Annotated in this window: 18 protein-coding genes; 1 reads left to right on the top strand and 17 read right to left on the bottom strand. The window is 44.5% G+C overall.

What is annotated here, in order from left to right:
* Nucleotides 1–28 precede the first annotated feature (28 nt).
* The 17 genes from gmd to hepC (H6F94_RS12835) form a co-directional block, all read right to left on the bottom strand.
* Nucleotides 29–1,093: a GDP-mannose 4,6-dehydratase gene (gmd, locus tag H6F94_RS12915; RefSeq protein ID WP_190802650.1), complete on the bottom strand. Its 1,065-nt coding sequence runs from the start codon at nt 1,091–1,093 to the stop codon at nt 29–31.
* Nucleotides 1,094–1,460: 367 nt separating this feature from the next.
* A complete protein-coding gene (locus H6F94_RS12910) occupies nt 1,461–1,883 on the bottom strand; it encodes a PTPA-CTERM sorting domain-containing protein (RefSeq protein WP_190802649.1) in 423 nt (140 codons plus the stop codon).
* A 571-nt stretch (nt 1,884–2,454) separates the two neighbouring features.
* A complete protein-coding gene (gene crtC, locus H6F94_RS12905; protein ID WP_190802648.1) occupies nt 2,455–3,345 on the bottom strand; it encodes a cyanoexosortase C in 891 nt (296 codons plus the stop codon).
* Nucleotides 3,346–3,488: 143 nt separating this feature from the next.
* Nucleotides 3,489–5,705: a GumC family protein gene (locus H6F94_RS12900; protein WP_190802665.1), complete on the bottom strand. Its 2,217-nt coding sequence runs from the start codon at nt 5,703–5,705 to the stop codon at nt 3,489–3,491.
* A gap of 139 nt (nt 5,706–5,844) precedes the next feature.
* Nucleotides 5,845–7,029 carry a glycosyltransferase gene (locus H6F94_RS12895; RefSeq protein ID WP_190802647.1) on the bottom strand — a complete coding sequence of 395 codons (1,185 nt, stop codon included), beginning with the start codon at nt 7,027–7,029 and terminating at the stop codon, nt 5,845–5,847.
* 497 nt (nt 7,030–7,526) lie between these two features.
* Complete coding sequence (locus tag H6F94_RS32955) at nt 7,527–8,705, bottom strand: glycosyltransferase (protein ID WP_190802646.1); 1,179 nt, start codon at nt 8,703–8,705, stop codon at nt 7,527–7,529.
* A 42-nt stretch (nt 8,706–8,747) separates the two neighbouring features.
* Nucleotides 8,748–9,974, bottom strand: a complete 1,227-nt coding sequence (locus H6F94_RS12885) for a glycosyltransferase family 4 protein (protein WP_190802645.1) — start codon at nt 9,972–9,974, stop codon at nt 8,748–8,750.
* A gap of 10 nt (nt 9,975–9,984) precedes the next feature.
* Entirely contained in the window at nt 9,985–11,058 is a 1,074-nt protein-coding gene (locus H6F94_RS12880; protein WP_190802644.1) for a glycosyltransferase family 2 protein, read from the bottom strand.
* 76 nt (nt 11,059–11,134) lie between these two features.
* Nucleotides 11,135–11,746: an acyltransferase gene (locus H6F94_RS12875; protein WP_190802643.1), complete on the bottom strand. Its 612-nt coding sequence runs from the start codon at nt 11,744–11,746 to the stop codon at nt 11,135–11,137.
* Between the two features lie 55 nt (nt 11,747–11,801).
* Entirely contained in the window at nt 11,802–12,584 is a 783-nt protein-coding gene (locus H6F94_RS12870; protein WP_242041171.1) for a CatB-related O-acetyltransferase, read from the bottom strand.
* Between the two features lie 38 nt (nt 12,585–12,622).
* Complete coding sequence (locus H6F94_RS12865; RefSeq protein ID WP_190802642.1) at nt 12,623–13,546, bottom strand: glycosyltransferase family 2 protein; 924 nt, start codon at nt 13,544–13,546, stop codon at nt 12,623–12,625.
* An 18-nt stretch (nt 13,547–13,564) separates the two neighbouring features.
* Nucleotides 13,565–14,881: a hypothetical protein gene (locus tag H6F94_RS12860; protein ID WP_190802641.1), complete on the bottom strand. Its 1,317-nt coding sequence runs from the start codon at nt 14,879–14,881 to the stop codon at nt 13,565–13,567.
* 53 nt (nt 14,882–14,934) lie between these two features.
* Nucleotides 14,935–16,128 carry a glycosyltransferase family protein gene (locus H6F94_RS12855; protein WP_190802640.1) on the bottom strand — a complete coding sequence of 398 codons (1,194 nt, stop codon included), beginning with the start codon at nt 16,126–16,128 and terminating at the stop codon, nt 14,935–14,937.
* Nucleotides 16,129–16,143: 15 nt separating this feature from the next.
* Entirely contained in the window at nt 16,144–17,715 is a 1,572-nt protein-coding gene (locus tag H6F94_RS12850; protein ID WP_190802639.1) for an oligosaccharide flippase family protein, read from the bottom strand.
* A 274-nt stretch (nt 17,716–17,989) separates the two neighbouring features.
* Nucleotides 17,990–18,847, bottom strand: coding sequence for a glycosyltransferase family 2 protein (locus H6F94_RS12845; protein ID WP_190802638.1), 858 nt, complete (start codon nt 18,845–18,847; stop codon nt 17,990–17,992).
* A 198-nt stretch (nt 18,848–19,045) separates the two neighbouring features.
* On the bottom strand, nt 19,046–19,969 hold the full coding sequence (hepC, locus tag H6F94_RS12840; protein ID WP_199320390.1) for a heterocyst development glycosyltransferase HepC: 924 nt from the start codon (nt 19,967–19,969) through the stop codon (nt 19,046–19,048).
* 577 nt (nt 19,970–20,546) lie between these two features.
* Nucleotides 20,547–21,689: a heterocyst development glycosyltransferase HepC gene (gene hepC, locus H6F94_RS12835; protein WP_190802637.1), complete on the bottom strand. Its 1,143-nt coding sequence runs from the start codon at nt 21,687–21,689 to the stop codon at nt 20,547–20,549.
* Between the two features lie 1,082 nt (nt 21,690–22,771).
* Between hepC (H6F94_RS12835) and ndhN the strand changes: the two genes are divergently transcribed.
* Nucleotides 22,772–23,248 carry an NAD(P)H-quinone oxidoreductase subunit N gene (ndhN, locus tag H6F94_RS12830; RefSeq protein ID WP_190802636.1) on the top strand — a complete coding sequence of 159 codons (477 nt, stop codon included), beginning with the start codon at nt 22,772–22,774 and terminating at the stop codon, nt 23,246–23,248.
* Nucleotides 23,249–23,296: the final 48 nt, after the last annotated feature.

Genomic DNA, 23,296 nt, shown 5'->3' with positions numbered 1-23,296 from the left:
GGGTAAAGGTCAAAAGTGAGTGGGTGGCTCAAATCGCAATAGCCTGACGGATAAAGGCGACATCGGTTGATTCGCTAGAAGAAGTGGCAGGGGGCAGACCTAAGGCTTGCAGATCGGCGTTCACCATGATCTCGACTAGTTGTGCAAAGGTGACCGAGGGCTGCCAGTTCAGTTTGGTTCTGGCTTTAGTAGAGTCGCCCAAGAGCAACTCCACCTCGGCGGGCCGGAAGTAGCGAGGGTCAATTTCTACATATTGATGCCAGTCCAGATTGACTAGCCCAAAGGCTACGTCTAAAAACTCACGAATAGAATGGGTCTCGCCAGTCGCGATCACATAATCATCCGCTTCCTCTTGCTGCAACATTGACCACATGGCTTGAACATAGTCTTTGGCGTAGCCCCAGTCGCGTTTGGCGTCAAGGTTGCCTAGATAGAGTTTGTCCTGCTGACCGGCCATGATACGAGCGAGCGCCCGAGTAACTTTGCGGGTCACAAATGTTTCACCGCGCCGGGGACCTTCGTGGTTGAATAGGATGCCGTTGCAAGCGAACAACCCGTAGGATTCTCGGTAGTTGATGGTTTGCCAGTGTGCATAAACTTTGGCGCAGGCATAGGGGCTACGAGGATAGAAGGGAGTGGTTTCACTCTGGGGAACTGCTTGGACTAAGCCAAACATTTCAGAAGAACCTGCTTGATAGAACCGAACCTGGATGCCAGTGCGCTGTTGATAGTCACGAACCGCTTCGAGAAGGCGAAGGGTTCCCATGCCAACTGCGTCAACGGTGTATTCGGGGGAGTCGAAGCTGACCCGGACATGGGATTGGGCACCCAGGTTGAAGATTTCAACGGGCTTAACTTCTTCTAGAACACGGCGCAGTGTGGTGCCGTCGGTGAGGTCACCGTAGTGCAGAAATAAACGGGCATCGTCGGTGTGAGGATCTTGATAGATGGGATCAATGCGGTCAGTGTTGAAGGTGGAGGTACGGCGGATGATGCCGTGGACCTCATAACCTTTGCCGAGTAATAATTCAGCAAGATAAGAGCCATCCTGACCCGTAATACCTGTGATCAGCGCGCGTTTAACTTCAGTCATGTATCTCCTATGGAATATCTTTTTGTGGCTTTTTAGAGCTACGGGGTGTTGAAGCTACAAGATCTAAAGCGGGTAGAGCGATAGAGGCCTTGTTCTCTTCATCTTGCAGCTTCAACAAGCATCAGCTTAGTATTCAGGGCTTTCTAGCTATTTCAGGATTAGGATCTCTTGCTTTTGAAATTCGTAAGCTTTTTAAGCACTAATCTTGATAAGAATGGACTCTACATCTCAAACATTGAGAAACTAAACGTTGCAGAGGAGATATACCAAGCAAGAGACTCAAAAAAAGGTGAGTTATTGAGTACACAACCTGCACCCAATAATTCACCCTGTCTATCAATTCAGGTAGGTAGTGTTATCGATAGAGCTATTGCTGACTAGCTGCTGCCTCCTCAGCTCTGCGCTTGCGCATTGCAACTACGCCTAAGCCAATAAGACCTGGCAGTAGCGCAGGGGTAGGAACCGGCTTTGGGTTCGGCGTGAGGTTCTTGACTTGGATATCTGGCTTCTCAGCTGAACCATTGATATCCACCGTTCCTGTCGTGCCTTTCTTGTCTCTAGCAGCTTTGTCCCCGTTCCCATTAGTGGTCGTTTGACCATTGAAAGGATCGCTCAGGCCAAAAAGATTCAAGAGGTTAGCCCAGATACTATCGTTCTGAGTAGCGCCTAGCACTACTGGCGGATTCATTACCAGTGGCGATGCCTGAGCTGCTTCTTGGCGGCTCAAAGTTGTCCCTGCAATCATCACAGCAGTGAGCATAGTGCTCATGCAAATGGTTTTGAGTTTCATGGTTAGAACCTATTTAGAGTGCTCGTCTAGTTCAAAACAGTTGGTGCTGGCCATAGAGAATGTTGGTACATTACAAAATCTGACCAGGCATCAACTGCTCTTATGCACCCATAGCTGTCTAAGCAGGCGCGTCAATGCTATGCCTACCTTTGTTAGTGATCATTACACACATCGAGTTGTGACAAAAGCTGCCGCTCAAAAGTTCATGAGCTCTTTAAACTCACTAAGTTAGAAATAGGTCTGTGTTACCTTGAGCAGAAATGGTCATATGGTTTCCAAAACCTAACTTGAGGAGTTTGCCTTTTAGTTGTTGCCCTGTATCCTCTCCACGATATCTAGCGCCTGCATAGCTCTGCTATTACTACTGTTCTAAATTTGTCCATTTCAAGTAGCAAACAACAAACAGTGGTTTATCTAACAATTACTAGTGGTTAGAGTGCCAAGAGACTCAGCAAATGAGGAGAATGATACTGGGTGATAGACTCCGAGAGCAGCCGCTAACCACTCAAAACCCTTTACCCTAGCAAGAAATTCAGTAGTGGAGTTTCGCTGCCTATTAATAATTTTTATGTCAGGCTTGAGACTTTAAGGAAGGTTGAGACAAGAGCCTTTTAATCACTAGATAGTAGTAGAGAGTGAATAGAATGCTTGAGAAAATTTGCCCGCCCCAAGGTCCATGCCAGAACTTGAAGGACTCTTCTCCCCAGTAGACGGCAGCCAAGGTCATCACCATAATGCGGGGAACATTAAGGACTAGAGCTAGGACAATGCCTGCAGCCATTAAGCTCACGGTCTGGCTCCACTTCTGCTTAAAGAATAGGCCTAGAAGTAAACCAGATCCTGCCATTGAGCAGGCCATGCCAAAACCATTACAGCCCCAAGCAACCTCGACACTACCTGAGGACAAAATGATGTAGACACCATCTACTGTAGCTGGTTGACCAATAGCTTGCAGAGCTAAACCAGTAAGCCATGCCATAAGCTTCTCCAACATAAGAGGAGGAGTTAATGTATTCCATAGTCCTTGAGCAAGGCTACGAGGATCTGGATACACACTGAGCACAATGAGAGCAGTCAAAAATGTATTCTTCTCAAAAAAGCTTTTTCCCCAAGAGCTTAGAGCAATGCCTGTCATGATCATTAGCCAAACAAGAGCTTGTGGCCAAAGGGCGAAGCGACAGAACGGAAAAATGAATACCCCGCCTAGAATTAAAGCGTGGCCTAACAATCGCTCCCGCTCAGAAGTAACTGAGGGAGAGAGCTGAGCATAAATTTTCTGTAGTTCTCGACCCGCCAAGCAAGTAGCTGCAATCGTTAGTACAGAGCCAGAGGAGCCTCTAACAATCTGCTGTAGCAGACTCACTACCCAGACAGGCAAATAAAATAAACCTACAAGGAGACCGAAAGCAACAATACGGCTATGGGTCGTTCTTAAGCTATCACGGAACAAATTTTGGTTCATTTGGCTAACCCTGCCGCCTTTGTCAGGCGAATACTATTCTTGCTTTTATCCATCAAAAGCTGAAAAACCATTCATCTGCTCAAATTATCTTCTGAACCTCTTTTAATCTACAGGCACTTGACTAGCCACTTTCTTTAGCTATGTCACTCAACTAAGGACTGGTTGTCCTCTAAGAGATCTTTGGTGAAGTGATTGGCTCCGTTAGCCACAATGCCAATAACGTTCAGTTTGCTTAACGTCGTTATAGTTTGGGTTAGCTCTGTTCGCGTTACTTGACCGACGCGTCCCACTAATATTGTGCCTTTGCAGCACTTTGCCGCTAGAATAGCATCTACCATTCCCAAAACGGGGGGAGCATCCAGGATTACTAAGTCATACATCTCCTCTAGCGACGCCATCAGCTCTGTCATGCATTGAGAACTTAACAACTTTGCTGGGTCCACTGGGGTTGGCCCAGAGGTCAAAATGTCCAGGTGCGTTCCCGATGGCTTAATACCGTTATTGATGGGGAAAGCATTGGAACCACTGATCAGTAGATTACTCAACCCTTGCTCATTCGGCAGATTGAGCAGCTTGTGCAGGCTCGGACGACGCAGATCCGCATCAATTAACAATACTCGGCGGTGTGTTCGAGTAGCGCTAATTGCTAAACCTAGGGCTATTGTTGATTTGCCCTCACCCGCTAGAGCTGAGGTGACAACTAAGGATTTTAGTGGTGAAGAAGCATTTAAGCCTAACAGTTCAACATTTTGATAAATCAAATCTATTGCCTCTCGGAAAGGCTGCCACTGAACCACGTTGTTTGCAGAGTCAGCTAAGCTCTGGCTTCTACTGGCGGGTAAAGCCTTTTCCAAAGGGTTAGCTGACAGATCTGTGGCAAGTGGGGCCATCCCCAACACAGGCAATGAAGACAATTGCTTCAATTCATCTGAGCTATGAATAGAGTCGTCAGCCATATCCCGGATGAGGGCAGCGGCAATTCCTAGTGCTAGTCCTATGACTGTTCCTGCAAATAGGGGTAGCAGAGGGCCCCGACCAATCGGTGCCCCAATCTCTGGCTCTTCAACAACCTGCCAATCAAATCCACCCTGCGCAATTTGCAGGGCTAAGTCCTGCTGGGCCTCTAAAAGCTTGTCAAGGGTTTTACGCTTGGATTGCACCTCTGGCTGCAGACGATCATAATCTGCTAACAGGCTAGGTAGCCTACTGAGCTCTGAACGAATTTGCTGCTCTCGCTGAGCAAAACTTAGATCACGAGCTCTCAAATCTGATAGAGCCGTTTGTGCTTCTATGAGTCCGTTAGCCAAGTTCTGATCCGTACTGCCGAATCGCCCTTCTGAGAGTAAGCGATCAGCCATACCGTTCAGTTCAGTGGGCTCTGCTCCTAGAACCCGACTTGCCTCTTGTTGGAGAAGTGCTATTTGGCTCCGTCGTTGATTCTGTAGCTTTTGGACGGTGGGATGGCTGTCGCTGAAACGCAAACGTTGCTCTGCTAGCAGCAAATCGGTCTTCTGAATCTCTCCGAGCAAAGATTGATAGAGCCCAGACTGGCTGAGGCGAGTGGAAAGCAAAGCTGTCTGAGATGAACGGTTCAGCTGTTGCTGTAGTGATTTGTAGCGGGCAAAAGTTCCCTCATATTGAGCACGAATTGTCTCACGTTGCTCTTGAATATTACTAAGAGATGCAGTTAAAATTTGCGATTGTTGGTTTGGGTCAATCAATCCTTGCCTTTTTCGAAACTCCTCTAAATCTCTCTCAGACCGCGTAACATCTACTGTTACTCTTGGCAACTGCTGATTGATAAACGAGAGCCCTTTGACTAGGCGGAGGTTTTGTTGTTCTAAGTTGTAGTCTAGATAAACCTTCTGTAGGGCATGCAAAACTTTCTCTGCTTTAACAGGGTCTTCAGCAATATAGGTAGCATCGAAGATCTGACTGGGCACAATACTAGTTCCAAGCCTACTTTGTAGCTGTGTCAGAACAAAAGAAGATTTGATCTCCGCGACGGTAATATCAGGATAATCAGGTTCGAGTATCTCCACAGCCCGTTTGATCAATTTAGAGCTCTGTAGTAGATTAAGCTGAGCAGTATAGTCCACCTGAAGAGTAGAATCAGTAAATTGGCTGCCTTCCCGCTGTCCCGGTTGTTGATCTCGATAAAGATTAGATTGTATTAACAATTGCATAGAACTTTGGTATTTAGGTCTCGCAGTCATGGTCAGTAAAGTTGCGAGAAGGAAAATGCCGCTAAAAGTTCCTAATACCCAGAAGCGTCTGCGCAGCAGGATGGTGAATAGTTGCTTGATATTGACTGAGCTTGGCTCAGCCAATGTAGCTGCTCGGTTGCCGCCCAAATTCATCTCGGACACTGCTCAACTCCTGAGTATTGGTTATCACTCTGAACAACAGGCGACAGATAGTGGTGAAACAAGACCAAGCTAAACTGACGGGCTTTTTGTAGCCTAGCTTGGTCTTGGCCGATCGTTGCTCTGAATATAGCTACGGAATTGTTTCGAGGGCCACAGCTTTTCTTTGAGGACTCTCAAGTTGAGTTCCCGCATACACCTTTAGTAGGCAATCAATCATGAAAGATATAGAGTACCTGGCTTTGACCCGAGCGCGATTGAGTTCCCCCATCGTTTTGCGTACATCAGCATCAGCCAGCCTATCAAGAGCATGATCTAATGCAATTGGATTTCCAATCTCAACTACAATTCCACCTTCCTCTAAGGGTTCAGAGACGCCAGGAACGTCAGTCGAAACCACAGGAAGAGCATGGCCCATCGCTTCTAAAATCGTCAATGGCATACCTTCATATCGAGAGTGCAGCACAAAAATGTCCAAACTACTAAGAACTGCATCCATATCGGTGCGAAAGCCAATCAATTTGACCCTGCCCTCAAGCCCTCGTCTGGCTATTAAGCTCTTCACCTCGTCTTCTAAATCCCCTGTTCCACCCATTATGTACATTTCTTCTTGGGCAGTGTAGCGAATTGCTCGACGAGCAATCGTCTCAATGAACAAAGCAGGATCCTTTTGAAGGATGAAACGCCCGATACTGCCAATCACTCGTGTATTTTCGCCAATACCCCACTCTGCTCTGAGACGTGCTCTGTCTTCACGATCTAGCGTGATATCAGGAGGTTGTATACAGTTTGGGATCAAAATTACCTGTTGTGCTGAGGCAACGCCATTAAAGATAGCGTAGTTTCTTTCCTCAGGAGATACTGCAATAACTCGGTGGGATAGGCGAGCACAAATACCTTCAACTTTCTGAAACGCAGCTTTCTTGTAACCCGACTTACCCATTGAGACAAATGCGTTTGGGGTAAACACGATTTGGGGTACACCCGCAAGACGAGCAGCTAGGCCACCCACTGCTGCTGCCTTCGAGCTGTGGAGGTGAACCGCGTCAAACGGTCCTTTTTTCCGGAGATAATCTGCTAGCTTTAAAGCTGCCACTGCGTCTGCTACAGGCGAGATCGGATGTTTCATATCAACCTCGTTTGTATGCAACCACGGACGAGGTTGTTGTAATCGATTTCGATAAGTCGCATCAGCATTATTAAGAGAGTGTAGCAGATGCAACTCATGACCGCCTCTGGCATGCAGCCCATCTACTATGTCTAAGACATGCCGTCCTGTGCCACCGCCGGTGGCTTCAATAATTTGAGCAATCTTCATGTTAGTCGACTCTCCTGAGCCTAGAAGGTAATCGGCGTTAGATAGCGCACCCTATCTGGCCTACATTCATTCCCTGGAGAAAGGCACTTAAACTTGAAAGGAAGGAGCTTTACGCTAGGTTTCTCAAGGTATGAAAGCTAGCGTAAAGGTTTTTCGTTACGCAGTAGTGCAGAGCCCTGTCGACAACTAAAGTTCGAGATTCAGACAGATCCAATCAAACATTGTCAATCATATTGTAATTCAAGTTGGCCTGAAAACAATTCAGATACTCACAGGATTAACAAGAATCTATGTATTTGGGAAATTTTTCTACCCAAACTAAACACGCGGAGATTTGCATGGCAGCTGAAATCTCAATAACGTCAGAAAAATCATGAAAAGAGCTTGGGTTTACAGAAGTGTAACTTTTTAGATAGCTAAGGATAGATATAGTAGACCTTCTGTTAATCGTTGGTAGGGATCAGAGCAATCTTGAACCTCAAGTATAAAGACTTTGTTTAACAAGTCATTTCTAGTACAGATGTGAGCAAGCTATCCAGCTTATTCACACAGGTTTGGGGAGCAAATAAATCAATCTGCTCTGCGTTGAGAGCTACAGGCGTACTTGATTTGAGGTGATCCTTAAATGCCGCAGCAAGTGCCTTGGAATCTCCTGGCGGAAATAAGGTGCCACACTCAAAAATCTCGGAAATCTCACGCGGACCTGTAGGGCAATCACTGGCAATAAAAGTTACTCCACTAGAAATGGCCTCTACCAGAACAAGGGGTAAACCCTCCCAATGGGAGCACAGGACGAGAGCCCTACAGCGCCTGAAATAATCTCTAGCATTAGAAACATGTCCCGCAAAGAGAACCTCTTCTTGAAGATTCAGCGTGTTAGCGAGATCTTTAGATTGCTCAAAAAGTGGTCCGTCACCTAGAAGGATCAGCCGAGCATTAGGGTATGTCTGAATAACTTGGGCAAAGGCCTTTAGGAGAGTTTTGTGGTCTTTCTGAGGATCGAAGCGAGCAGCTGAAACGAAGGTTACTCGTTCTAGATCCTGCAGCCAGCCTTCAGCCACAGGATGAAGAGGGGTTTCAGAGCCCACTTGAGGAGCACTTGGAGCAAACGGATTATAGGCCACAATGGAGTTTCGGTGAACCAAGCCTAGTTGAGTCAATCTCTTTTGCAAGGAATGGCAGACAAACACCAACCCAGCGGCTTGGCTCAGTGCTCGTATACTAAATTGAAGAGCCAACTTCACTAGCGGGCCCCAATTCAGTTTTAGATTTGCTCGGACTTCAGACTCCAAGTCGGAATGTATATAAGCAATATAGGGAATTCTTGGCATGCCAGGAATTAATGAAGCCATGTATAGTGTGCGGGCAACATTGGTAGTGTGGGCGACAATAATGTCTGGCTTTAACTTAAGGAGAGCGTCTTTCAACTTGATAGTTCTTAGGGCTTCGGAATAAACTTGTCCTGCTAGATTGGATCCTAGAAGCTTTAAATTAGTAGTTTCAATATTGAGAACATCTACGCTGTTCGCATCCTTAAATATATTCCACTCTGGATTACGCTCTCGTAAAATGATGACAGATACTTGATACCCTGCCTTAGATTGAGCTGTAACTAGAAAGTCTGCGATGCGAGGAGCACCTCCAGCACAATTTTGAACTAAATGACAAACGTGCATTTGTAGAATCTTAATGATGGTTAGCCTTTTTCGAGCGCTTTACTAAGAGATGAGGATGTTGGCATAAACTTTCTCTAATTGCTCCACGTGCCGCTCAATAGTTGCGGGGTTTGACCAATAACGTTCATGAGCAGCTAGTCCCATTTTGTGGGCAAGTTCTGGATCGTTGAGCTGAGCTATCTTCTGCCTCAAGTCCTCTGAATCGCCACCTTTGAACCAAAATCCTGTGATCCCATCAACTACAAAATCTCTAGCTGCACAGGTATTAGGAACAATGGCTGGCACTCCCATTGCAGCTGCTTCAGCGACGACTAATCCTTGAGTCTCGTGCCAGAGAGACGGAAAGATTAATGCCCTTGCTTGTTTTAAATAACCAGCCACTTCACTTTGAGATACCCAGCCAGTAATTTCAGCAGTTGGGTTAATTTGAGAGATCTGCTGACGGCACTCTCCATCTCCAACAAAGAGAGCTTTGCAGCCAAGCTCTTGAGCTGCCTCAGCAAACAGATTGGGGCCTTTTTCTTTGGCCAATCGCCCAACAAAGACAAAGTGATTATTCTTCCGAACGCTGACGGGAGCACCTTGAGCAATTGCAATAGGATTATCAACTAAGTGAATTACAGCATCTTTAGGTAAATAGGGCTCTATGACTGAGCGGCTATAGTTGGAAATGGCAATGAAGTTTTTTACATCTTTGGGGATTAGACCAAATTCGGCTTGAACAAATTGCCGACCTAGCCGCCATGCTTTATGTGAATAACTACGTGAATCACAATTTTCTTTCAAACAAGCCACTCCCATTGGGCTTAAGTTGCAAATGGTTTGTTTAGGATGGTTGAAGAAAGAGCCAGTTGGACAGGCAATAAAATAGTCATGCAAGGTAAAGACTACTCTAAATTTTTTCTTAAGTGCAACACTAACTACACTCGAAGAGAGGGCTTTAGTCCAAGAATGGACATGAATAACCGTTTCATGAGGACTGAGAGTCTGTAGTAAGTCAGCCAGCATTTTAGCTGGTTTAGCATTCCAAATCCCTTGGACAGAAGCTCGTAATCTGTCAGAATCCTTTAGGATAGGAAGCTGTTCAGAACAGATTAAGCTGAGATTCTCTCGATGAAGCAATTCAGGGATAGCTGGACCAACAGCAGAAAAAATTGTTACCTGATATCCTCTATCCGCTAAGGCTATTGCACTGGAGAGCGCAATCTGATCTGAACCACCAGCAACATGTAGGTGATCGTTAACAACAATAATATTCAGAGGATTCATAAGAATAGCTTTATGAGGCTGAGCAAATATCAGGATCTTGAGATTGAAGGTAGTTGGATGAGCGCTCCATAGATTCATGAGCTAGACGTGCTACGGCTAAGCTACCTTCTAGGAAGTAGCTCTTACCCGATAGCTTACATAAGAAATCTGTAATTAATGCTTTTGGGCTTTCAGAGAAGATTCTCAGAAGTTTTGGAAACTCTGTTAATGGCTGAAGAAAGAGATTGGTGAAATTAGGCCTATCAAAATGATACTCTAGTAAACGCTTGTCGTATTCTTCTGCAATGGCTATAAATTCCTTGCCAAACCCTCCTAGCTTTGCTGCAATCAACTGCCGATTGCGGCTGTGAATCTCCCGAATTGCTTTTCCTTTTTGCTCTTGCTCCTTTAGTTCTGTAGCTTGACCTTTATAAACTCTCCACATTGCTTCTATTCCAGGGTGATAAACAACATCACCATGAAGACCAATCTTCATAAACCAATCTTGGTCAGCCGCATTTCCAAGATCTTCAGCAAATCGTCCACCTGTTTCTAAAATACTGCTTCTGAGAACGACAGAATGAACACTGGCATATATGGAACCAAGAAAGTATTGAGCCACGCTATCAGTAACGCCACATCTAAGTTGTGGAGAGGTACTATCAGTCATGAAGAAACGCTCCCCGATTAGATTATTTGACAATATGCCGCCTGGCTGAGAGTCTTCGTAAAGAATCCGAGTTCGAGCAGCAGCACATATTGCGCTTTCATGCTCATCAAGACTTTGAATGGCAGTTTCTAACCAATCTTTTTCCCAGACATCATCGCTGGTTAGAATACAAAAGTAGGGGCTACTGACCTTAGACAAACCAAAATTCCAGCTATTATATAGGCCGGACTTAGGCAGTTGATGTAGCTCGAATCGCTTATCTTGCAAAGCTGACTCTTGAATAATTTCCCAAGAGCCGTCATCAGAGAACCCATCAATAACGACACAACGCCAGTCGCTAAAAGTTTGTTCTTTAAGCGAAGAAATACAATCTTTGATAAATCTTGCCTTGTTTAGATTTGGCAATATAATGTCAATCATTGGCCGGTTTTGCATTTCCACCTCCAAATCTGTTTGGAAAAGAACATTCTGTGTCACTTGAGATATCTGTGAGAGCAACGCTCAACATCAACTAAGCCTTATCTGCAGTTAATCTAATTCCACTAGATACGTCTCTAAGTTTTTTTGCAGGAATTCCAGCCCACACTTCATTGGCAGGCACATTTTTTGTGACCACGCTACCTGCTCCAATTACTGAGTTTTTACCGATAGAACACCCAGGTAAAATTGTCACTCTTGCTCCGAGCCATACATTCTCATCTATAAAAACACCTGTTTTGATTTCATCCCATTCTAAATCTTGATAGGATTGTTCATTAGATATCCTGTGATTTGAGGCAATTAATGATACCTGTTGGCCCAAAATAGAGTTGCGGCCAATAGAGATTTCTCCTCCTGCGGCCCGAATGTTGGAATGTGAACCAATAAGCACGCGGTCCTGGATAACTAGACGGCCTGGTACTTTGCTATAAGGTGATTTAGTCAGGACAACAATATCAGAGAACGCTTCTATAACAACTTGAGAACCAATTTCTATGCCGCTGAGATCATCGTAAAGCCAAGCAATAGGAAATCCAATTGTTAGTCCTGGGTTTTTATACTGAACTAGATGGCACCTAAACCAGCGTTTAATGTAAACGCCAGGTTCTCTAAGTAATGTTGCAATCAGTCTTTGTACACTCATAAAACCTTACGTTAGCGCATCCAAATTTCTTGATTAGCAAAATCACTGATCCCTGTTAACAATCTTGAGATTCCTCACTTGCTGCTGAACAACTTTTCTGTTTAGGTTCTAGAAACAGTTTGTCTTTACTTTCCACTTCGAAGCTACTGCAAGGTTTATGAAGCCGAATGAATTCGTCTATATTATGAAAGTCTTTAAACCTATCTTTCAACCACTTTTCATCCTGATTCCACCACTTGAAATTCAATAAGAACTCTATTTGTTCTTGCTCGAATTTGTGGCGAATTAGCTTAGCTGGAATACCACCGTAAATTGCATAGGGAGGAACATCTTTCGTTACTACTGCACCTGCAGCAATAATTGCACCATCTGCAATAGTCACACCGTCCAAAACTGTAACATTAGCACCGATCCAAACATCGTTTCCTACTTCAATAGGCTTTTTCTCTTCAAAGTAGTTCCTGTCTGCAAATGTTATGCCTACCTGTTTCCCTGTTGAGAAGAAGATTGGATGGCTCGAGACAAATTCTCGCGAAGGATGCATCCCTAAACCGAATTGGCAATTCGGTCCTATAGAACAAAATTTACCAATAGTAGTCTCATACATATGTGTATTGTTTCCAATGTAAGTAAAAGTTCCAATCTCGCATCTAAATAGCTTTGCATGATCGCAAATCCTCACGCTGCCAGCAATTTTAGAGCTAGAAATAAAAGTGAAATATCCCTGATAAAGGCCAGAGACTTTGATGTGATTACGCCACCAGTTTATGAGAAAGTGGACGTATTCAGTCAAGGGATTTCTGCAAGCAAGAACAAACCTCTCTAATGCTTTTTGCATACTTGTAACCCAATATTACTACCGCTTTGTTTTCTACTCTAAAATATCTTTTTTACTTTCGTTTTTAAACGCGCTAAAAAACCTGGTCGCTCAGCGTAAAATCTAGAGCTTTGAGTAAAGTTATCAGCTTCAACATTCTGTAAGATGAAGGATGGGTGCTCTAGGGGAAAATTGATCGCTTCTGTTTGCATATTTGCAAAAGGGCTTACACCACCAACGGTGTGAGTCGCTTCTGAACCAAAGCCGATGTTAGAAACCATATTTACACTAGGAACAACACTAAGACCACTTTGCAGCCAACAGGAGAGCAGCCAACGATAAAACCAACTATCTACACGATTTTGATATGCTAGCTGAAACTTCTCAAACCAATACTTAGCCGCTCGTGAGCTACGGAGCTTATTGATCAGGAAGTTGCTCCGTAGCATTTCTGGCCAAAGCTTCATATCAGCATCATAGTATTGCCATGCCCTTTTCCATGTTGCCCATCCCCAGCAATCATGGTAGAGAGACAGATAATAACTGTATTCGGTTTTTCTATTGCCAAAGTGAAAGTTTGTGCCAGCAATAGACATTACTCTCTGATCGTACCGATAGCGCTCAAGCAGTTCATCGCAGAATTGAAAAAATGTAGGATGTGGTAAGCAGTCATCTTCAAGGATGATTGCCTCATCAACGATTTCAAATGCCCAAGCCAATCCACTAGAAACACGTTTCCTGCAACCCAGATTAATATCAGAGTAGTTAGTTAAGACTTTACAATCCCAGTCGACGCGGTCAATGATGGCACGAGTAACAGCACATCTTTCTGCTTCACCTAAACGATCTTGACGAGGACCATCAGCAACCACTAAGAGCATAGGCGGTGCTGCTTGGCGGATAGCCTCGAATACTTTCTCTGTTGTGTCGGCCCGATTGAAAATCAAAAATACAACTGGGGTTCTTAACTGTCTATGAATCATCGCTAATCGCCTCGCGTTTTATTGAGCGCTGTTCTCAAAAGTTTTAATTCGTGAAGTTGGCAATAAGGGGTAAAGGCCTTGTTGCTTCACGTGCAGGAATACTCCTAGAGAGAAGCCGGCACCTAAAAATGAATGTTCCGAATATCCACCGGAGATAGAAAGCAAGAAAACCCAGCCGAATAAGCCTGGAAGAACTACCAAAATTGCACTGCGCAGTTTTGAGTCAAAATAATCAGGTTTCAACCAAGCTATAAAGAATGTGAGCGGCATAACTATGTACAGGAAAATAGCAATGGGCCAGAAAACGATACCACCGAATTTTAGCCAGAAAGTGTAGATGCTGATATGAAGAGCAGAGCTTTCATACCCTTGAGTTGATTGAAAGGTATGGCCCAACCCACCTCCGAAATAATATTGAAAGTCACTCAACTCAGCAAACGCCGAATCCTTTTCAATAATCCGAAGGGCTCCTGTGTCATCATTTTGCCTCGCAGCAATGGTGCTAGAAGTCGCGAAAAGATTACCGCTCAGGATAGCTAGCAATATTCCTAAGGAGCAAATAACTGCTAAGATGATAGATTTTCCATATACAGACTTAGCTTTAGTAATTACCCCTTGGTGAATTTTATACAAAGCACCTACTGTAGAGAATAGAAGAACTGTAGCTAAGCTCAGTGCAATTGACCGAGTTGAACCCACCAACACGCCGTTGTAAACATGTATCACAATAGATAGCAAAAACACTCCAAACCAAACTAAGTTTTTTCGTGCTAATGTACCTAGTCCGAGGCCAGTTAGAGGCAGTAAAACGGCAGAATAAACATAACCAATATTGTTCTGAGTAAGCAGCCTGGCTGACTCAAATACCTCACTTACAGGAACTGCATATAAATATGCATAGTGCAAGATAAACGTAGAAACTAGAGCGGGAACAGAAAAATGAAATTCAGGATTTGGCAACCTCATGGCCAATCTAAACAGCGCCATACCTGTAAGCAGTGCTATAACCAGGTACAAATCCGATGCAAAAAAAAGAGCATCAAATTCTTGAAGGATGCCTAAAATAGCGTAATAAATCATGGCTAGGATATAGCAAATCCCCCACGGGCTCGTAAGCCAGGAACGAAACATAGGATCTACATAAAAAGCGCAACCTACTGGAAGGAGCAGGGCCATATAAGTCAGCGCATTACTTAAAGGAAGTACCCCTCCACGAGCCAGGGTAGTATCTCGAGCAAAAATAATTAGTAGGCTCCCGTAAAAACCAATAAAAGCAATGATTAATAGAATGTAGTACGTAGCCGGTTTAGTCGTTGTTTTGATTGATGTCACCATAGCCTCAGTCTCTAAATGTCGGTAATGCAATAGGGCTAATCTCTTTAGAAAGTTCAGATTAAATCTAGAACAGCCTTAAACGCTATCTTAAGTTGTTTAGTCGAGTGTAAGCATTTGTAGCTTTCAAAGCCAAATTGTAGTTCTGACGAGCTGCCTTTGTGACTCAAACCACATAACTGAGCTAGAGCTTTTATACCTTGATCTACATCCCCCTCATCAATCCCTAAGCCTAGTTGAAATTGGCGAACCCTCTCACCAATACAGAAAGTGTTACTTGCAAGCACAGGTTTTTGAAAAACGGCTGCTTTGGCAAGCATATTGCTGCTATGAGGAAAATTATCGTACACAACCCATAAAATATCGCATACATCAACTAAAGCATTGAACTGGGGTTCATCAGGAATTCGTTCAAAATGAAAAAGGCAGTTTGATGGTGTTGTTTCAACAAAATCTTGTATCCTGGCTAACTCCTGTGGAGAGAAGGTATTTTCATTTAGATAGCCAGCGAAGACGAAGAACCAATCTCGTTCCGTTGATCTCTGAGCAATTTCTAGAAGGGTTAAAAAGCCCTTTCGTTTTTGCAGAGATCCCAGTAGGCTGACTATTGTTCTTCCATTAGCTTTTCGCTGAATTTCCCCTACAACTGGAAAGTCAAGATCAGGAGAGGATTCATCTGTAAAGTCAGGGAACGTTATGACAGGTTTTCCTCCCATAACATCCTTTAGTTTTTCGGTAACTCCCTCGTCAAGGATCGCGACAGTTGAACAGGAGGAAGACTTAAGAGCAGAATTCTTGGGTATACGCTCTTGTTCTAATCTTAAATAAGTTGGATGGAAGTACAGCCCAGACCATTGGTAAGGGAAAACTTTGTCCACCCAATATTTCAACAGATAGGCTCCTAGATAATGATCAATCCAACAGAAGAAGACTAGGTCAGGAGAAGTTCCAACTGTTGCAATAGCCTTGCTAAGGCTAGCTGAGGCAGAACGCCACCGTGCCAGCGTAGTGAGTGTTGCACGTAGTTTCGGAATTGGAAATTGGCTGAGCTGTGGTTCACAGATCTTAAATGCATGAAGTCGCTCGCTCAAAATTGGACAATTCTGACTGATCTGCTCTCTTAATTGATCAGGCTCAGGACAGAAAGCCATAACCTGATGCCCCAATTCCAATAGAGTCTTAGTAAAAAGCTTGAAATAGGTTGGATGGTGACCAGTCCAGGCAGTGTCAATAAGCGCGATAGTCTTCAATGGTTGCTATAACTCCTACTTACTTAAAACTGGAATGCCAAGTATACGCAAGAAAAACTCGCTGGGGAGTCCTAACTTGGATAGAATCAAGGATAGAGCACGCCCAAGCGTTTCTAATCGATGTCTTCCACCTAGATACTTCTGTTCGAGACGGGCAATTGAGAATAGTACCAGCAGATAAAAAGCCCCCATTGCCACAAACTGTGTAATAACAGTGGCGTTCTGAAGAGTTAGAACAAGATGTATTACACATGCTAGACCCATTATCAGCAGGGATGAATACAGAGGACTGACTAACTGGAACATGAAAGTTTGCCAATCTACTTTGGCTTTGCCACGTCGAGCAAGATAAATAACCCCTACTAAGATCATTAAATTTCCAAGGACCGCATACTTAAAGCCAAGTACAAGAGACGACAGGATTATAAGAGGAAGAATTCCAACCCCGGTGATAGTTTGGTATATCCAATTTCCCTTTGCGTCACCTTTGCTTAAACCAAAGAAGAATGGCACGATTGAATAAGCTTGAATGTAGCCAACGCAAGAGAAAATAAACAGTTGGAATGCAGCATTTCTAGCAAACTGGATGTTAACAATAACGGTCATTAGAGCTGGTCCAGCAATAATTAGCCCCGAGTAGATAAGGCTAGCGATTAAGCTAATGAACCAACACAAGCGCTCCTCGGTTCTCTCAGCAACTATATCAATCTCTTTTCCCTGTGCTGCAAGCATGGGGAACAAGTATTTCGCTTGGCTCACCAGCGTAGTATGAACAGTCTGATAGATTCTCTGAGCAAAGGTATAAAAGGGCAAAGAGGCACTACCAAATAAGGAGACTAGAAAAACTTTGTCTAGTCCATTCGCCAGCGAACCCATGATTTGAGTTAAATACATCCAGCGTCCAAAAGACCAAAGCTCTAAAAATGTTGCCTTGTGCCAAGAGGGTAATGAATAAAAACCAAATAACTTCGCAACGATCAGCCCCCCTGACAACGCTTGAATAGCAGACACTGTGGTTAAGGTGAAGCCGATTGTAAGAATACTGGGAAACATTCTGAGTAAGATGAGTCCACCCAGCCCATTCGCTAAATTAAAAGCAAGAACAAGCTTGGCCTCCCAATCAAAGCGTTGTATAGAGGTCAGTAAAATGATGAAGTAGTTTGAGATTTGACTAAAGAGAAAGAATAAACCAGCTAAGATGCAATACCATTGCCCTTTGGTAGGATCGCCCTCATACTTTGCCCAACCCACGATGGCTGAGGCACCTCCAGTAAATAAAAGAAACCCTAAAAGACCAAAAGCAAGTGATACTGAGAAACAAACGCCAGTCACTTTTTTTATCGTTTCGGTATCGTTTTCAGCATAAGCTCTACTGATAACTCGAGTAGCAGCAGCACCTAAACCTAAGCCACTAAAAGTATTGTTAATTCCAGCAATGGTGCTAATAGCAATGGCAAACCCTGCCTCTGCCTCTCCCAACCAGCGGATAGTGGTACCTGCGAATAGAAAACCTAGAATCGCGGTACCAAGTGATCCAATTCCTGTCCATGTAGAATTTTTAACAGCTTTAGTGAGAAAACTACTCATTTCTTACCTCAATATAAAGAACAGCAGTGTCAACTTTATTCGGCCAAGAGGTAATTTTAACAGCCTTCTTTTTAACCCAAGCTGAGATCTTTATAGGCATTTTGCTCATGACTTATCTAGAAGCCTGCTTGTTAATGAACAATTAAGGCTAGTTCTGAACACCTGAATTTTCTCTCAATGGGTCTACACGGAAAATGGAATTTACGACACTATAGCATCAGCTCTGCACTAGAGCTGATGCTACCTCAGTTGTTTTTTTGTCAAGGCTAAACGTCTAAGAATCAATTCGCTGAAGCCTAGGAACAAATCTATACACCCACCCTCCAAGTCCTATCAATCTCTCCCTAACATTTCGATTTCGAATATTACTAGAAAGACGATATATATATTTAATAATAGGGCTGCGGAAAAAATAGTCAAGTCTTAAATTCCAAAGTCCGCCTTCACACGTAAGCTCAGGATGCTCTAGGTAAAATCTTTCTTTGTCATGTTGACTACTGCTGGCATTACTGCCATGGCGGAGCGTCAAACTCCCATAATGCTGTACATATACATCTACAAGAAAAATCTCCAGGCCTAGCCTCTGCAACTCTAAACTTGCCTTGATGTCATTGAAGTTACCAGTGTATTTTGTGGACAAACCTCCAATACTTTTGAATACATGCTTTGGAAATATGTTCAGATTAAAGGTCATTACAGAAGCATAACAGTTGTGCCTTCTAGCTGTTTGGGAGGTTTGTTGTACTGGAAAATCACTTGTCGATAAATATGGAATCAGGCATCCAATACTTAGGTGCTTATGCTTTTCTATGAACTCTTTGAACTTGGAAAAGGTGTCCGGATAAACGTAAATATCAGATGCCATTGTAGTAATCCAGTCCTCTTTTAAGAAGCTTGCTCCATAATTATAGGCCTCTGCGAATGACATTAACCTCCCAGCATGTTTGTAAATTACACCTAGAGATTCACAGTAATTTTTCAATTCTAAATCTTGTTCGGTTGAGCCATCCACCAGAATTATTGAGGTCACCTCTGGGCAATTTTTTAGGAGTGCTAGTGAGAATTCTGTAGACTTCTTAACTGATGCAGGGTAATTTTGCTTATGGAAGTGGTTTACAGTGACACCAAACATTTAGGTTTTCTCCAACAATAGGGCCAAGAAGCAGTGCCTTTGTGCTCAATCGTGAAAAGGATTGAAAGAGGGGTAATAGACTACCATAAGATATTCGTTAGCCACTATGCAATCGATAGGCTTCGCTAGATTATAACACTCAACAGAAATAAGTTTAGAAGTTGGAAGCTTGAGAAATTATTGTTCTCAACGATCTAACTAGTAGGCTCCAAATCCTGAAAGTACCTTAGGAATTGTCATGAGTAGAATTTCAAAGTCTCGCCACAGGGACCACTCATCTAAATACTCCAAGTCATAACGATTCACCGTATCCAAATCCAACAACGTTGAGCGAGCCTCCACCTGCCAAGCTCCAGTAATACCCGGCAGCGCATTCAATCTTTTCTGTCCCTCCGGGCTAATCCGAATTGCATCATACAAAGCCCAAGGCCGAGGACCTACCAAACTCATTTCCCCTCGCAGCACATTAATTAACTGCGGCAACTCATCCAAGCTGTACTTGCGCATCCACCGTCCTGAAGCGGTAATGCGGGGATCATCCTCCCGCTTGTGTAAACCCTGTTGTTTACCCATCACTTGATGGTGCAACTGCTCAGCGTTCACGACCATTGTGCGGAACTTGAGAACTTGAAATAACTTGCCCTGCTCACCTACCCGCCACTGCCGAAAGAAAATAGGCCCAGGAGACTGAACTCGAACCACCAAGGCCAAACCCAACATGACCGGACTAACCAGCAAAAGTATCAGCGCAGCAGCAACGCGATCTATCAACCGCTTAAACAACCAGCTGACTGGTCTCCGCTTCTGAGGCAACTCAGAATGAAGAGGAACCTGAATAAATGCCGGCCTCTTGGTCTGGGCACAACCATCGGCCCAAAGCTTCAATTTAGCCTCACTCAAACTTGGGCTTAAGTAAATTTGCTGCGCTGAAGATCTATACAGCCAATTCACGAGCGATTTGAGTTCTAGAAGTAAGTATTGGGAGCTAGGTTGCGTGGATCCGCCTACGAATAGGCGGTCTTGCTGCTGCTCAAACGTAACGGAATTGGGGCAAGAATCTTCTACCTGAACTTGATGGGAAGCAGAATTCTCTTGAGGCATTGGGATCTGAGAAGCGTTCATCTAGCCCTACCGGAGTGAGTTTCAGCAGTAAATTCTCTCAACTGAACAGTCTATTTCTAAATAAGTATCTCTCCCGGAAAGCTAGATAGGCTAAACCAACTAGCCTATCAGCTATCCGGACCTGTTCAGTTCGCTCTCGGCGTCTGTCTGAACAGATTGGAGGAGGATTAACGACAACCTTAATTAGCAAAGAGTCGGGGCAAGGCTACAAGGTTGTGGTTGATCCTAAGTTTATTGAGATGTTGAAAAACTTAAGGGGAAAGCACCCCCTAGAGAACACTAGCCTAACTAGCTAGGGAGGGAAGCGTGTTCAGCATTATTCCTTTAAGAAATCAACAGGGTCGAGCTTGAAACAGTGACTTAGGAGATCAACTAGAGTGCGCAGGAGCACGGGGCATTCTAGTAGCTTTTTCCACTTATCTATTCAATGCTTAGGGACATTATCAGGACGATTAGCTTAGTAATTGGCTAATTTGTGGTTAAGAAACTCGGTGCTTTTTGCTGGGGAACGATGCAACAGATCCATAACATCCCGATGTATCGAAAGTCACATGTCTTTTCATCAGCAAAGGGATTCTTATCTGCTTCCGCCAAGAAAACTAAGAATTACTAGCAACATCAGACGTAGATCCCGCTGTAGTGACCAATTCTGTATATAGGTCCAGCCCGAAGAAACAGATGCCTCAAAATCTGCTGTAGTTGATGGTTGTGGGCTGATCAGACCCGGGCGAGCATTAAATACAGCCCGGGCTGAACTCTTGATATCGGCTACCTCATCAGGTGATCGAGGATGTGGACCCACCAAGCTCATTTCCCCTCGCAATACATTCAACAATTGAGGTAGACTATCAACGCCTTGTTTACATAACCAAGCACCCAACGGGGCTAAACCACTCACTGCCGCAGTGCGAAACTTAAACACCCGAAAGAGCTGGCCTCGCGCTCCAACTCTCCACTCGCGTACCAAGCTTGGCCCTGATGAGTGAACCCTGATGAGTAACGCTAGGGTAAGCATTATTGGGCTGAGGCAGATCAGTAATGCCAGAGCTACAGGCCAGTCCAACAGCCGCTTTAATCTCCAAGTAAATGGCTTGCGCTTTTGCGGTAACTCACGAGCGGAAGGAAGACGCAGAAACAACAGCTTACCGGCCTGCTCACCTGCCTCGACCCAAAGCCTGAGCCTCTCCTTACCCAAATCTGGATCTATTTGCACTGCCCTAATGGGGGCCTGCTTTAGATCCTCAACTAGTTGACGAAATTGCAAGAGCTGTGTCAGCTTAGCTCGCGATTCGGGTGACCAATGCTGAAATGGCACCTGCTGTGAAAGCCGGAAAGCTATGAGCAACTCGAGTAACAAGACCGGAATCCGAATCAGCAATTCCAGAACCAGGCCAGCCTGACATAGGCCTTGCCACAATTTTTGCTTTAAAGGACGTTGGGGTTTAGAAACTGGCAGACCTGTTAACCAACTAGATACTGTACGTTCAGCTTGTCGAGTGAGATAAGCAGTTAGCTTTGCCCTGGCTTCATCAAGATTGGGATCGCCAATGCTAGGTTCACTAGCATTGGTAGATTGCCACTGGTCGAAATTCAAGCTCGGCTGAAGTCTAATGAGCAACTGTTGCTGTCGTTGCTGCAAGCAATAGTCAGGGAACAGTCGCGTCAAGTGGCTCTGGCGTAGCTCAAAGCCGCGTAATGCTTCAGATAAGGAGAAAGTCATGGTGTCTGCCAAAACTCAAAAAAATAGTATTGATGAAAATGGATAACCTAAGGATCATCTGAGTTATGGTACGTCGGACTCATAAACAACGTACATACTCCTAAAAGGGTAGTACAGCAAGGGCTGGCACCCGTGGGTCTTGGGTTGGTAGGGCTAAGTAAAGCTCGATTCCGCCCTGTTTGCCTACCATCAGCAGCAAGGAATGCAGTAATAGACGTCGATATTGCTAGCTTAGAAAGCTTCCTTTCCACCATGTTGTTGCGAAGCTGAGGTACCCAAAGCTGAGGAATAGGTAGAAATCTCACTCTGTTGACAAGTTGTCACGTAGCAACTGGGGCAACGACTAATCAACTAGGTCCACTCAGCTAGTTGATTCACATGGCACGGACAAGTAGGAGAACCCTTATCAAACCTTAAAGAGGCAGTAGAGGCACCAACACTGAGGGGTAGCTTCGAAGTTCATGGCACCCACTGCACCCCGAATTGCGTTAATGCGCAACTCAGGTTACGTCTTCGTTACTGCAGACTGTCGCAAAGGCGCAAGTTCCCTGTCTACCCAGAGTTCCTAGCTTGTCCAAGTCTTAACATCTGTCAAGGGTTTTGTAAACTTCTTTCGAGTGAACTGGTTAAGACTGAGATGGTAAGATACGGGCTATCTAGGCATGTACAAGGGAACCAAACTGAGGTTGCGTCCTGAAGCCTTTTCCCCAGACATATTAACTACACCCCACTTCAAGACATCTATCGCTGGAACTGATTCACTAAACATCCTAGTAGGCACACACCACACTGTGTGGATTCAGAAGCCCTTTAACCTACTTTTTCCTACCTTTACCTACTTTCTCTCTGGCCTTAGTAATTCTTTTGGCTAAAGACCTACTTTTTATGCCTTTTGCCTACTTCCAAAGCGCAGCAGATCGCTTACCAAGGTTTAGGAGTGGCTTTTAGGAGGTACCGTAAATTCTCTGGGCTTAGGTAGCTTCCATCACGTGCTGGCTTCATCGCCGTCTTATCCTTGTAGCAGAAGCTAAATAGGAGACGGAAGGACAGATTGAAGGTCTGTATCTATCAAGTTGACCAGCATGGCTTTTATTCTGGCGGGCGGCAAGATCATTCAGGATTTAGAGAAGCATGGAGCCTTGGGCATGTATGTGCCCCTAGAGGGCGGCTTTGAAGGGCGCTATCAACGGCGGCTACGCGGGGCGGGCTACTCAATTTCCATGATCAGTGGTCGTGGCATTGGTGATCTGGCAGCATACCTAACGCAGGTATATGGGGCTCGTCCTGCGCACTTAGGTAAGAAGGAGATCCGGACCTACTTCCACCCCCCTATCATTCAGTACCACCTGGATCGTTTACCCCCTAAAGGGAAAGGTTTTGTACTCTGGTTCTACGATGGCAGCCTACTAACTAATCAGGAACTCCGGTTTCTCTCTCTGTTACCAAGCCGTGAACCCCGCGTCAAAATCGTGGTTGAAGTTGGTGGAGGACGGGAAGTTCATTGGCGTCCCTTGCAGCAGGTTTCCGCTGATGATGGGGCTGGTAAGGTAATACCCTGATGACCGCCTGCCTCAGCAGGCTAGATTAGAGTAATTCTCTAAGAGAAT

It is taken from the genome of Leptolyngbya sp. FACHB-261 (genome assembly GCF_014696065.1).
Classification (GTDB): domain Bacteria; phylum Cyanobacteriota; class Cyanobacteriia; order FACHB-261; family FACHB-261; genus FACHB-261.
Note: the sequence above shows the minus strand (reverse complement) of the source record. Positions and strands in the feature narration are given on the sequence as shown.